The sequence below is a fragment of the Lysobacter terrestris genome, assembly GCF_014489475.1.
GTDB lineage: Bacteria > Pseudomonadota > Gammaproteobacteria > Xanthomonadales > Xanthomonadaceae > Agrilutibacter > Agrilutibacter terrestris.
The window spans coordinates 3049820-3061911 of record NZ_CP060820.1; the positions used below are offsets into that span (position 1 = coordinate 3049820).

General features: G+C 68.1%; 9 protein-coding genes, 1 tRNA gene and 1 pseudogene. 5 read left to right on the forward strand and 6 right to left on the reverse strand.

Annotated elements, in window-relative coordinates:
• Positions 1-10: 10 nt before the first annotated feature.
• Positions 11-649 (reverse strand): energy transducer TonB, encoded by a 639-nt coding sequence (locus H8B22_RS14315; RefSeq protein ID WP_187712059.1) that lies wholly within the window; start codon positions 647-649, stop codon positions 11-13.
• A 118-nt stretch (positions 650-767) separates the two neighbouring features.
• Here H8B22_RS14315 and serS point away from each other — a divergent pair, with 118 nt between their 5' ends.
• The gene (gene serS, locus H8B22_RS14320; RefSeq protein WP_187712060.1) at positions 768-2060 is read left to right on the forward strand and encodes a serine--tRNA ligase; all 1293 of its coding nucleotides are present in this window, start codon (positions 768-770) and stop codon (positions 2058-2060) included.
• Positions 2061-2251: 191 nt separating this feature from the next.
• Here serS and H8B22_RS14325 read toward each other — a convergent pair whose 3' ends face one another.
• Positions 2252-2833: an FMN-dependent NADH-azoreductase gene (locus tag H8B22_RS14325; RefSeq protein WP_187712061.1), complete on the reverse strand. Its 582-nt coding sequence runs from the start codon at positions 2831-2833 to the stop codon at positions 2252-2254.
• Between the two features lie 116 nt (positions 2834-2949).
• On the opposite strand from H8B22_RS14325, the gene H8B22_RS14330 reads away from it, so the two are divergent.
• Together H8B22_RS14330 and H8B22_RS14335 are read left to right on the forward strand one after the other, a co-directional pair.
• The gene (locus tag H8B22_RS14330; RefSeq protein WP_187712062.1) at positions 2950-4002 is read left to right on the forward strand and encodes a LysR family transcriptional regulator; all 1053 of its coding nucleotides are present in this window, start codon (positions 2950-2952) and stop codon (positions 4000-4002) included.
• Positions 4003-4085: 83 nt separating this feature from the next.
• Positions 4086-4175 (forward strand) — tRNA-Ser (locus H8B22_RS14335).
• A 30-nt stretch (positions 4176-4205) separates the two neighbouring features.
• Here the strand turns inward: H8B22_RS14335 and H8B22_RS14340 are convergent.
• Together H8B22_RS14340 and H8B22_RS14345 are read right to left on the reverse strand one after the other, a co-directional pair.
• On the reverse strand, positions 4206-4397 hold the full coding sequence (locus H8B22_RS14340; protein WP_187712063.1) for a hypothetical protein: 192 nt from the start codon (positions 4395-4397) through the stop codon (positions 4206-4208).
• A 169-nt stretch (positions 4398-4566) separates the two neighbouring features.
• Entirely contained in the window at positions 4567-5004 is a 438-nt protein-coding gene (locus tag H8B22_RS14345) for a hypothetical protein (protein WP_187712064.1), read from the reverse strand.
• Between the two features lie 174 nt (positions 5005-5178).
• Between H8B22_RS14345 and H8B22_RS14350 the strand changes: the two genes are divergently transcribed.
• Positions 5179-6603 carry a coniferyl aldehyde dehydrogenase gene (locus tag H8B22_RS14350; protein ID WP_208456908.1) on the forward strand — a complete coding sequence of 475 codons (1425 nt, stop codon included), beginning with the start codon at positions 5179-5181 and terminating at the stop codon, positions 6601-6603.
• Here H8B22_RS14350 and H8B22_RS14355 read toward each other — a convergent pair whose 3' ends face one another.
• On the reverse strand, positions 6604-7518 hold the full coding sequence (locus tag H8B22_RS14355) for a M28 family metallopeptidase (RefSeq protein ID WP_187712065.1): 915 nt from the start codon (positions 7516-7518) through the stop codon (positions 6604-6606). It lies immediately after the preceding gene.
• Positions 7519-7659: 141 nt separating this feature from the next.
• Between H8B22_RS14355 and H8B22_RS14360 the strand changes: the two genes are divergently transcribed.
• On the forward strand, positions 7660-8304 hold the full coding sequence (locus H8B22_RS14360) for a response regulator (protein ID WP_187712066.1): 645 nt from the start codon (positions 7660-7662) through the stop codon (positions 8302-8304).
• A gap of 705 nt (positions 8305-9009) precedes the next feature.
• Here the strand turns inward: H8B22_RS14360 and rne are convergent.
• Positions 9010-11538: pseudogene (gene rne / locus H8B22_RS14365) on the reverse strand (ribonuclease E); the annotation flags it as partial.
• Positions 11539-12092: the final 554 nt, after the last annotated feature.

Sequence of the window (12092 nt, forward strand, 5' to 3'; positions counted from 1 at the left end):
CCGATGCACCTCAGTTCTGGAAGCTGATCGGCACCTGCACGCGCCCGCTGGTCGGGCGTCCATCGGCCATGGCCGGGCGGAACCGCCAGCGGCGCACGGCATCCACCGCGGCACGGTCGAGATAGCGCGAACCGCTGCTGCGGGCGACGTCGACCGAGGTGGGGACGCCATCGGCGCCGATCTCCGCGCTCACCATCACCGTGCCCTGTTCGCCCCGGCGCAGCGACTGCGACGGGTACTTGGGTGCCGGCGTCGACACCGGTTGCGGTTGGGACGTGGCGACCGGGGCCGCGGGGCGAGGCGCGGGCGCCGTCGGTGCGACCGGCGGCGGCGCGGGCGGGGCGGTTTCGACCAGGCGCGGCTGCTCGTCACCAGCGTGCGGCTCGGATGCGGGCACGTCGCTGACGTCCTCCGAACCGGAGCCGGCGATGGGCGCGGGCAAGGGCGCGTACTGCGGACTCGCGGCCGTCGGTGCCGCCGGGCCAGCGCGGTAGAAATCGTTGTCGCCGCCACGCCAGACCAGCAGGAACAGCACCAGGCCGAGCACGAAAGCGCCGATTGCCCAGAGCAGGGCGCGTCGGGACGGGAGCCAGGCGGCGATGTCGAAGGGGCGATGGGGCGGTTGCGACGCGGCGGGACTGTTAGGCATGGCGGACAAGGTCGGGGGACGGTCCGATGGTGACCGGGGGCTTGTTAATAATTGGGCAATCCACGGAGCAAGCCTGCGATAATCGCGAGCTTCGTCACCTTTGCCCCCACCGCCTGCCATGCTCGACCCGACCCTGCTGCGCCAGAACCCCGCCGAACTCGCCACGCGCCTGCGCGACACCCGTGGCTTCGTGCTCGACGCCGCCGCGCTGGAATCGCTGGAAAGCGAGCGCAAGCAGATCCAGGTCCGCACGCAGGAGCTGCAGAACCTGCGCAATACCCGCAGCAAGGCGATCGGCCAGGCCAAGGCGAAGGGCGAGGACGTGTCCGCGCTGATGGCGGAAGTCGCCGGCTTCGGCGAGGAACTGAAGGCGTCCGAGGCGCGCCTGGAAGACATCCGTGGACAGATCGAAGCCATCGCCCTGGGCATTCCCAACATTCCGCACGAGTCCGTGCCGCTGGGCCAGGACGAGGCGCACAACGTCGAGCAGCATCGCTGGGGCACGCCGCGCGCGTTCGATTTCCCGGTCAAGGACCACGTCGAACTCGGCGCGCGCAACGGCTGGCTGGACGGCGACACCGCCGCCAAGCTCAGCGGCGCCCGCTTCACCGTGCTGCGCGGCCAACTGGCGCGCCTGCACCGGGCGCTGGCGCAGTTCATGCTCGACCTGCACGCCGGCGAGCACGGCTACCAGGAAACCAACGTGCCGCTGCTGGTCAACGCCGATTCGATGCGCGGCACCGGCCAGCTGCCGAAGTTCGAGGACGACCTGTTCGCCACGACCGTGGGCGAGGGCGAGCACGCGCACAGGCGTTACTTGATCCCGACTTCCGAAGTGCCGCTCACCAACATCGTGCGCGACGAGATCGTCGAAGCCGACGCGCTGCCGCTGCGGATGACCGCGCATTCGATGTGCTTCCGCGCCGAAGCCGGCAGCCACGGCCGCGATACGCGCGGCATGATCCGCCAGCACCAGTTCGAGAAGGTCGAGCTGGTGTCGATCACCGCACCGGACGAGAGCTACGCCGAGCACGAGCGCATGACCCGCTGCGCCGAAGTGGTGCTGGAAAAGCTCGGCCTGCCGTACCGCCGCGTGCTGCTGTGCACGGGCGACATGGGCTTCGCCGCGACCAAGACCTACGACCTGGAAGTCTGGCTGCCGTCGCAGGACACCTACCGCGAGATTTCCTCCTGCTCCAACTGCGAGTCGTTCCAGGCCCGTCGCATGCAGGCGCGCTGGCGCAATCCCGCGACCGGCAAGCCGGAACTGGTGCATACGCTCAATGGCTCGGGCGTGGCCGTGGGCCGCGCGCTGATCGCGGTGATGGAGAACTACCAGAACGCGGACGGTTCGATCACCGTGCCGGAAGCGCTGCGTGGGTACATGGGTGGCGCCGAACAGATCGCCTGACGCGATTGGGTTGACCGACTCCCAACGCTTCTCCCCGCATGCGGGGAGAAGCTGCCCGAAGGGCTGATGAGGGGAGGCGAGCGCCGCGAGTTCCAGAAGTGCTGCTTCGACATTCGACAAAAAAACGGGCCCGCAATGCGGGCCCGTTGCGTTTCCGGCGCAGGGGAGGGCGAGGAAACGCGGTTGCCGGATCAGGCCGCTTCGCGCAGCGGCTCGCGGATGGCAGCCTTCGCACCCGCCAGCGCATCGGCGCGGTGCTGCGGCGAATACGCCACGCCTTCGGCACGCACGAACTCGATGTCGGTCACGCCCAGGAAACCGAACACCTGGCGCAGGTAGGCTTCCTGGAAATCGGCCGGGCTGTCGTCGCCGTAGAGGCCGCCGCGACCGCTCGCGATCACCACGCGCTTGCCCTTGGCCAGCCCCTCGGGGCCGTTCTCGGTGTAGCGGAAGGTGCGACCGGCCACGGCCACGCGGTCGATCCACGCCTTCAGGGTGGAGGGCACGCTGAAGTTGTACATCGGCGCGCCGATCACGATGACGTCGCTGTCGAGGAACTGGGTGAGGGCCTGTTCGCCGGCTTCGGCGACGGCCTGGTCGACCTTGGCCAGGACCGGGCCGGTCAGGTGGGGCAGCGGCGCGCTATCCAGGTCGCGGTAGCTGACCTTCAGGCCAGGCACGGCGTCCTGCCAGCGTGCGACTATGGCGGAAGTGAGTTCACGGGTTACGGAGCCGGCGCCAGTGGCGGCGGAGTCGATATGCAACAGCTTCATGGGTCTCTCCACTTGGATGCGGCCGGTAGCCGCCTTGGACGCCACTTTCTACTGTTGCGTGGATAGGATAAAGCAGGTCTAATACCACTGACTGTTCTGATTTCGGGATAATGGCCATGCAGGACCTCAACGACCTCTATTACTTCGCCGCCGTGGTGGATCACCAAGGCTTCGCCGCCGCCGAACGCGCGCTGGGCATCCCCAAGTCGCGCCTCAGCCGCCGCATCAGCCAGCTCGAGACGGACCTGGGCGTGCGCCTGCTGCAGCGTTCGACGCGCCGCTTCGCCGTCACCGAAGTCGGCCACAGCGTGTATCGCCACGCGCAATCGATGCTCGCCGAGGCGCAAGCCGCGCGCGAAGTCGTCGATCGCCTCAGCGCGGAGCCGCGTGGCGTGATCCGAGTGAGCGTGCCGGTGGGAATGGCGCAACAGCAGATGCCGAAGCTGTTGCCGGAATTCCTCGCCAAGTTCCCGCAGGTGCGCGTGCAGTTGCATGTCAGCAACCGCCGCGTCGACATCATCAACGAAGGCATCGACGTCGCCCTGCGCGTGCGCAACCGCCTCGACGACGACGGCAGCCTGGTGATGCGCAACTTCGGCCAGATCCAGGAGCTGCTGGTGGCCAGCCCGGGCTACCTCAAGCGCATGGGTCGGCCGACCAATCCCGACGATCTCGCCCAGCACGTGACGCTGAGCATGAACGAGGACGAGGCGCACCAGCGCTGGGAGCTGCACGGCCCCAACGGCGAGGTGCGCCGCGTCGAACTGAAGCCGCGCGTGGCCGGCTTCGACTTCCCGATGCTGATGGCGCTGGCGACGCAGGGCGTCGGCATCACCATGCTGCCCGAAACCGTGTGCGCCGAAGCCGTGCGCAATGGCGAACTGGAAGTGGTGCTGCCGGATTGGCGCCTGCCGCAGGGCATCTTCCACGCCGTGTTCGCATCGCGCCGCGGGCTGCTGCCGGCGGTGCGGGTGTTCATCGACTTCCTCGCCGAACGCGTGCCGCCGATGGTGGAAGCCGCGCGGCTGCAGTGCGGCGACATTCCCGGCCCATGCCCGCAGGGCTTGAAGAAGGGCGAAAAGAAGGGCAGCCAGGAAGCCGAAGCCGCGGACGCGCCTGCAACCAAAGGCAAGCGCAAGCCGCGCGAGCACAGCGCCGAACCGGCGTGAGAGAATGCGCGCCCCGCGTTGGCGGGGCATGCCCGCGCCAACGGGGGCATGCACGCTCGCGTCGCGCGACGTGACAGAACAACGGAAGTGTGGCCGAGCGGTTTAAGGCACCGGTCTTGAAAACCGGCGTGGTAGCGATACCACCGTGGGTTCGAATCCCACCGCTTCCGCCACGATCACGAACTTGCGATCCCGCGGATGGGCTAGCTGTCCCACTCCAGCGGGCCGATGCGGTCCAGCACGTCCATCTGCCACGCGTCGCCGCGGGTGATCTGCTCGCGGATGGCGTAGCCGGAAGGGCCGCTGAAGGTGTTGAGTCGTCGCGAGATCAACTTGCCGGGCTGGCCCAGTTCATCGGGCGTGCGTTCTTCGCTGAAGATGCCGATGGCATCCATCCCGCGGACGTCATCGCGCCTGGGGGTGAGTCGCACGCTGTATCGGACGGTGCAATGTGGCATGGCGAGAAATACTGCGCCCAAGCCGCACGCAATTGAGGGCTGAACAGGCGCATCACCCAACCGGGTGAACGTGTCCGTGGCGTGGAAAACCGTCAGGAAACCGCGTTCAAGCTTCCACGCTGACATCCGCATACCCGGCTTCGCGCAACGTCGCGACGACCCTGTCTACGATCGCGTCGTCGCGGGAGATCCTGTTCCTTCCGAGCAGCTTTTCGGCAAAGGAGCGCTGGCGCTCCAGCATCACGTGCCACTCGCCCTGGTTGGGACGCTGCGGGTCTTCGTCGGAGTTGCCGGCCACGCACATCAGGTAGGTGATGCCCTGGTACTCGGCCTGGTTCGCCCAGCCGAAATCCTCCATGCAGATCACGTCGGCCTGCACGCCGGCCGCGGGCAGGGCCGCGACCAGCCAGCGCGAGAAGTCTTCGCCGAAGCAGCAATCGTTGATGAAATCGGGACCGACGATCGACAGGTTGAAGCGATCCGTCCTGCAGGTGATGTCGATGATCACGAAGCGTCCCCAGTGCTCTGCCCAGCGTCGGAGCATAGGAAGGCGGCCATCGCGTCAGCAAGTCGTCGCGGCTCCCGGAGCAAGGCAGCACTAGGCGTACGACCGCGCCTTGCCGCGGGCTGCGTCGCGTTCCGCCAATCCCTGACCTGTGGCACGCAATACCGGCAGGCTTCCGCCATACTTGCCCGTAGGTTCCCGCACGTGCCGCCAATGGATATCGCCGCCGCCACTCCCGTCGAAGACCTTGCCCCCACGCTGCAGCGACTGCGCCAGGCGTGGCAGCAGCGGCGCCCCGATTACACGCAGCGGCGCGACGACCTGCAGCGCCTGCGTGCGGCGTTCCATGCGCGCCTGGACGACATGGCCGCGGCGGTGAGCGCCGACTTCGGCCATCGCTCGACCCATGAGAGCCTGCTCGCCGACGGCATGACCGTGCTGGCCGAGCTCGACCACATGCTCGCCAACCTGCGCCGCTGGATGAAGCCGCAACGTCGCGGCGTGGGCTGGCGCCTGTGGCCGGCGAGCGCGCAGGTGCGGCATGTGCCGCTGGGCGTCGTCGGCGTGATCGGCCCGTGGAACTACCCGGTCAACATCTCGCTGGTGCCGCTGGCGACCGCCATCGCCGCCGGCAACCACGTCTACCTCAAGCCGTCGGAGTACAACCCGCGCACCAACCAGTTCCTGCGCGAGCTGCTCACCGAGGTTTTTCCGGAAGACCGCGTCGCCATGGCCGTGGGCGGTGCCGACGTCGCGGCGGCGTTCGCGTCGCTGCCGTTCGACCACATCATGTTCACCGGTTCGACTGCGGTGGGTCGCAAGATCATGGCGGCCGCGGCGCCGAACCTGACGCCGGTGACGCTCGAACTCGGCGGCAAGTCGCCGGCAGTGGTCGGCGCCGACGCGCCGATGGCAACCACGGCGACACGCATCGCCACCGGCAAGCTGTTCAACGGCGGGCAGACCTGCATCGCGCCGGATTACGTGCTGGTGCCGGAGTCGCGCCGCGACGAATTCGTGCAGGCATTGCGCAACGAAGTGACATCGCGCTACCCGGACATCGAACACAGCCCCGACTACACGACGATCATCAACGAAGGCAATTACCGCCGTCTGCGCGGCTACCTGGACGATGCGCGCGCCCGCGGCGTGGACGTCGTGCCGCTGGTGCAGCTGAAGGATCCGCAGCAGGCCGAATCGCGGCGCTTGCTGCCGCCGACGCTGGTGATGCAGCCGGGCGACGATGCGAAGGTGATGCAGGAGGAGATCTTCGGGCCGATCCTGCCGATCCGCACCTATCGCCGCTTCGATGAAGTGATCGACTACATCAACGCGCACGACCGGCCGCTCGCGCTGTACCACTTCGGCCACGATCGCGACGAGATCGAACGCCTGCTCGGCAACACCGTTGCCGGCGGCGTGTGCATCAACGAGACCCTGCTGCAGTACGCCTGCAGCAACCTGCCGTTCGGCGGCGTCGGTGCGAGCGGCATGGGCCAGTACCACGGCCACGATGGCTTTGTGACCTTCAGCAAGGCGATGCCGGTGCTGCGGCAGTCGCGCTGGACGTTATCGGACCGGTTGAAGCCGCCTTACGGCGGCTTCCCGGCCAAGCTGATCAAACTGCTGTTGCGCTGATCACTTCGCGGTGGTCGACGACGTCGTAGCGGACGCGGACTCGGCGTCCCAGCGGCGCAGCGCGGCTTCCACGGCATCGACGCCGCGCGCGGCGGCATTGGCGTCGACCTGCGCCAGCGTGTCGCCGTCGGTGTGGATGACCTGCATCACCTTGGGCATCGCCTTGGGCGTCTTGCCGGCGTAGGCATCGAGGATGCCGGTGATCTCGTCGGCGCCGATCAGCGAGTACGACACGGCGGGCCAGCCGGACTTGAGGAAGGCGAGGTGGTCGGTCGGCGGGTACTGCTCGCCGGCCGAGAGCTTCAGGCCGATGCTCTTCGTTGCATCCTGGCTTGCGCGCGTGAGCGCGCCTTCGGCGTCCGGCGTCATCATCCACACCGTGTCGCCCCAGGCGAACACGTCGAAGTTCACGTACAGCGTCGGCTTGTCCTTGCCCGCGGCCACGTAGGCCTTGGAGCCGAGCAGGCCTTTTTCCTCGAGGTCCCAGAACGCGACCGCGACGCGATGGTTCGCAAGCGGCCTGGCCTTCAACCGCTCGGCGAGCGCCAGCACGGTGGCGCTGCCCGAGGCGTTGTCGGTCGCGCCTTCGCCCTTGCTGACCTGGTCCGAATGCGCGCCGAGCAGCAGCAGCGGCGCACCGGTATCGCCGCTGACGGCGGCGAGGATGTTGGTGCCGTGCTGTCCGTCGATCTCGAACGGGACGTTGGCCCAACGGATGCCGAGCGTATCCAGGCGCTTGCCGATGGCGGTGCGGCGGCCCTGCGACGCGTCGGCATCGGCGATGGCGCTGACGTCGGCCAGCCATGCCTTCGCCGCGGTGGATGCCGGTGCCGGAGCGGTCTCCGGGACGGGGCGCGCGCAGGCGGGCAGGGCGAGGGTACAGGCGAGGAGGGCAAGCTCGAGGTGGCGGCGCATCGGATGTCCGTGGTGCGGGCGAAGGATGCGGCAAGTTTGCGTGGATTCGCGCGCCGTGTCCCGTGTCCCGGGGACGGTTGTGCGGGGCATCGGCTCCGGGCTACGCTCCGGCCAGGAGTTTCATTTCAGGGTGGACCAAGGATGGGTATTCGCGTCTTGATCGTGGACGACCACGCGCTGGTGCGCGCAGGCATGCACATGATCCTGTCGGCACAGGCCGACATCGAAGTGGTCGGGGAAGCGGAAAGCGGCGAAGCCGCATTGCCGTTGATCCGCAGGCTGAAACCCGACGTGGTCCTCTGCGACCTGCACCTGCAGGGCCTGAGCGGGCTCGAAGTCACCGAACGCATCGCCCAGGGCGGCCATGGGCCGCGGGTGATCATCGTTTCGGTGCTTGAAGACGGTCCGATGCCGCGGCGGCTGATCGAAGCCGGAGCCTCCGGCTACGTCGGCAAGGGCGGCGACGCGCAGGAACTGCTGACGGCAGTGCGCGAGGTCGCGCGCGGCAAGCGCTACCTCGCCAGTTCCGTCGCCCGGAGCATGGCGCTGTCGGGCCTCGACGGCAGCGCGAAGCCGGTCGATGCACTCACCGCACGCGAACTGGAGGTCGGCTTGTTGCTGGCACAGGGCATCCGCCAGCACGACATCGCGCAACGATTGAGCCTGAGCGCGAAGACGATCAACACGCACAAGTCGCGGCTGTTTTCCAAGCTCGGCATCGGCGACACGGTCGCGCTGGTGCGCCTGTTGCGTCAGCACGGCATGCTGGATCCGGCGACGGCGTAAGCGTCGCGCGGATCGGGTGCGTGGCCCGAACCTAGTTAGAACCGAATCGAAGCTGGAAACAGAAACGGCCGCAACTGCGGCCGTTCTGCTTTGCGGAGTGCGGACCAGGCGCGCTTACACGCGCTGGTTGTCGCTGTCCTGGCTGGCGACCTTGGCCGCGGCATCGGCCGGGGCGGGCGCGAGCGGTTGCGGCACGTCGTCGAACAGGCCGGCGGTGCGCGGCAGTTCCTCGATCGGCAGCTGCGAGGCCGCGGCGGCCGCCGGCTCCTCATCGATGCCCACCGATGCGGTCGCCGCCGGTTCGACTTCGGCGCTGACGTTCGCAGCGACATGGCCGCTGTCGCCCGGCAGCGCATTGGTCAGCGCGCCGGTGTCGGGGCGTTCGTCGATGTCGATGACGACGTCGGTGACGACTTCCGCTTCCACTGCTTCCGGTGCCGGCACGATAGCGGGTTCGATCGCTTCGTCCGTGACCACGACAGCCTGCTCCTGATCGGCATTCGTCGGCGCAACCGTTGCGGCGGCAACGCGGACGGCGGGTGTCGATTCGACTTCGCCAACGGCTTCAGCGGCGACGTCGGCCGGGGTCTTCTGCGCGGGGGCAGGGGCCGCGGCAACCGGCGCCTTCACCGGCAACGCGTCGATCGCCGTGGCAACGGCGGCCGCCAGCGGCGCGGCGGCGAGCGGTGCCGGCAGCGGCTTGGCGGGCGCGATGTCGTCGAAGTCGAACTCCGGCTGCGAACGCTGGACCCGGGCAGGCGCGGCTTCATCATCGATTTCGATGACGAGCTCTTCGCCCTCGTCGGCATCCGTATCGTCGCCGGCCATCAGGTCGTCGAACGCGCCTTCGTCCTGGGCTTCGCCCGCGGCCAGTGCGCCGGCTTCGCCCGCGGCACCGCCACGACGACGACGACGACCACCACGACGGCCACGACGACGACGGCCGCTGCCTTCGCCTTCGGCACCGGCGGCGGACGGTGCGTCCGCTTCGGTTACGGGTGCAGTGGCAGCCACGATCGAAGTCGCTTCGACCTGCACGACCGCAAGGTTGTCGGCGGCAATGGCGGCGGCGCTTGCGGCAACCGGTGCGGCGACGGTCAGTTCAGGCGACGGCGCTGCGCTCGTTTCCGGCTTGGCCGACTCCTGCCTGGCCTGCTGCGGATCGCGCGGCGGTCGCTGCTGCTGTTGCGCACGCTCCTCGTTCTGCTGGCGCGGCGCATTCTGCTTCTGCGGCTGTTGCTGCTGCTTCGGCTGTTGCGGCTTCTGCTGCTGCTCCAGCTTCTGCTCCTGCTTCTGCTGGGGCTGCTGCTTCTGCAGCGACGATTGCTGCTGCTTGGGCTGCTGCTGTTGCTGCGGGCCACGGCGCTCGTCACGACGCTCCTCGCGGCGGTCGCGGCCCTGCTTGCCGTTGCGGCGCTCCTGTCCGTCACGACGCTGGTTGCGGTCGCCACGATCCTGGCCACGGCCTTGCGGCGTGCGTTCAGAAGGCGCGGCGTCAACCGTGATCGGCTTGCTGCCGCGGAAGAAACCGAGGATGCGGTCGACGATGCCGACCGACGCCTGCGGGGCCGCCACGGGCGCAGGCGCGGCTACCGGGGCGACCGGCGTCTCGCGCACTTCACGCGGCTCGCGCAGCGGCGCCGGCGAGGCCGGCTTGACGTTGGTCACCGCCGGCAATGCCGGGATGTTGAGGTGGGCCTTGGTCAGCGCGTGCGTCGGCAGCTTGCGCGGCGTGCCGCGGTGGTAGCTGGGCTTGCTCGACTCTTCGCCGAGTTCGTTCTCGCGGATGCGGGTGACTTCGTAGTGCGGCGTGTGCAGCTGCTCGTCGGCGACGATCACGATCGGCGCGTCGTGGCGCTTCTCGATCTCGGTGAGCGCGCGGCGCTTCTCGTTGAGCAGGTAATTGGCGATCTCGGTCGGCGCCTGCACCAGCACCTGGCCGGTGTTCTCCTTCATCGCGTGCTCTTCGGCCAGGCGCAGGATCGACAGCGACAGCGATTCGACGCTGCGCATGCGGCCATGGCCTTCGCAGCGCGGGCAGACGATCTGGCTGGATTCGCCCAATGAGGGCCTCAGGCGCTGGCGCGACATCTCCATCAGGCCGAAGCGCGAGATGCGGCCGAGCTGGACGCGGGCGCGGTCCTGCTTGAGGGCGTTCTGCAGGCGGTTTTCGACCTCGCGCTGGTGTTTGTTCGACGCCATGTCGATGAAGTCGATCACCACCAGGCCGCCGAGGTCGCGCAGGCGCAGCTGGCGGGCGGCTTCTTCGGCCGCTTCCAGGTTGGTGTGGAACGCGGTTTCCTCGATGTCGCCGCCCTTGGTGGCGCGCGCCGAGTTGACGTCGATCGCGGTCAGCGCTTCGGTCTGGTCGATGACCAGCGCGCCGCCGGAGGGCAGGCGGACTTCACGCTCGTAGGCGTTCTCGATCTGCGATTCGATCTGGAAGCGGTTGAACAGCGGCGTGTCGTCGGTGTAGTGCTTCAGCTTGCGCTGGTTGTGCGGCATCACCTGTTCGACGAACTCGCGCGCCTCGGCATACATCTCCGGGGTGTCGACGAGGATCTCGCCGATGTCCGGGCGCATGTAGTCGCGCAGGGCGCGGATGATCAGGCGCGATTCGGCGTAGATCAGGAACGGCGACGGCTTGCTCAGCGCCGCTTCGGCCACCGACTTCCAGACCTGCAGCAGGTAGTCGAGGTCCCACTGCAGTTCTTCGGCATCGCGGCCGACGCCGGCGGTGCGGATGATCACGCCCATGTCGTCGGGGATGGTCAGCTTGTCCATCGCCTCCTTGAGGGCGGCGCGGTCGTCGCCCTCGATGCGGCGCGAGACGCCGCCGGCGGTGGGCGAGTTCGGCATCAGCACCATGTAGCGGCCGGCCAGCGAGATGAACGTGGTCAGGGCCGCGCCCTTGTTGCCGCGTTCTTCCTTGTCGACCTGGACGACGATTTCCTGGCCTTCCTTCAGCAGCTCCTTCAGGCCGGCCTTGTTGTGGTCGACGCCGGGCTGGAAGTAGTCGCGGGAAATTTCCTTCAGCGGCAGGAAGCCGTGGCGCTCGGCGCCGTAGTCGACGAAGGCCGCTTCGAGGGAGGGTTCAAGACGGGTGATCTTGCCCTTGTAGATGTTCGACTTCTTCTGTTCCTTCGACGGCTGTTCGATGTCGATGTCGTACAGGGTCTGGCCGTCGACGATGGCAACGCGCAGTTCTTCCGCCTGCGTCGCGTTGATCAGCATTCGCTTCATTGTTGCGTCCTCACGCGCTTGTCCCCGCCCGAAGGCAGGCCGCGCGGAACGCCGTGGGCGTTTCGCCTCTGGATACCGCAAGCCGACTGGCGCCGAGACAACCCGGCTGCCGAGATGGCTGACCGCGCGTGACGCGCCGTCGGCTTCAATTTCCAGCGCTACGACACCACGGCAGACCGCGGGAGCGCTTGTTGTTTCTGTTCCATAAGGCCGGCGACCTTGAAGCCGGAACCGGATCGGACGGAGGTGAGCCGGCCCTTGCCGTCGCTCGTTTCCTCGGTGCGCCGCTTCCCGCTCCCGTCGCACGGGGCGTTGTTCATCTCGCGGTGGTTTGACCCGCCGGGCGTGATCGGGTTCCGCCGGGCCGTCGCTGCTAACATGGCTGCCCCCAGGGCAGTGGTCAGGCGCGGACCGGATCGCAGGAGCGGGGCTTTCGGCCCCATTGCTCTCTGGAGCGCGATGCGCTCTTCGAAAGCCATGCCTCCGGATGACCGGGGGTTGTGGCAACTCCAGCGAAATCAAAACCTTATCTCGCGCCCGCAGTG

Bases quoted from the DNA above. Each gene is read 5' to 3' on its own strand.
- H8B22_RS14315 (WP_187712059.1), bottom strand. From the start codon at position 649: ATGCCTAACAGTCCCGCCGCGTCGCAACCGCCCCATCGCCCCTTCGAC.
- serS (WP_187712060.1), top strand. From the start codon at position 768: ATGCTCGACCCGACCCTGCTGCGCCAGAACCCCGCCGAACTCGCCACG.
- H8B22_RS14325 (WP_187712061.1), bottom strand. From the start codon at position 2,833: ATGAAGCTGTTGCATATCGACTCCGCCGCCACTGGCGCCGGCTCCGTA.
- H8B22_RS14330 (WP_187712062.1), top strand. From the start codon at position 2,950: ATGCAGGACCTCAACGACCTCTATTACTTCGCCGCCGTGGTGGATCAC.
- H8B22_RS14340 (WP_187712063.1), bottom strand. From the start codon at position 4,397: ATGGATGCCATCGGCATCTTCAGCGAAGAACGCACGCCCGATGAACTG.
- H8B22_RS14345 (WP_187712064.1), bottom strand. From the start codon at position 5,004: ATGCTCCGACGCTGGGCAGAGCACTGGGGACGCTTCGTGATCATCGAC.
- H8B22_RS14350 (WP_208456908.1), top strand. From the start codon at position 5,179: ATGGATATCGCCGCCGCCACTCCCGTCGAAGACCTTGCCCCCACGCTG.
- H8B22_RS14355 (WP_187712065.1), bottom strand. From the start codon at position 7,518: ATGCGCCGCCACCTCGAGCTTGCCCTCCTCGCCTGTACCCTCGCCCTG.
- H8B22_RS14360 (WP_187712066.1), top strand. From the start codon at position 7,660: ATGGGTATTCGCGTCTTGATCGTGGACGACCACGCGCTGGTGCGCGCA.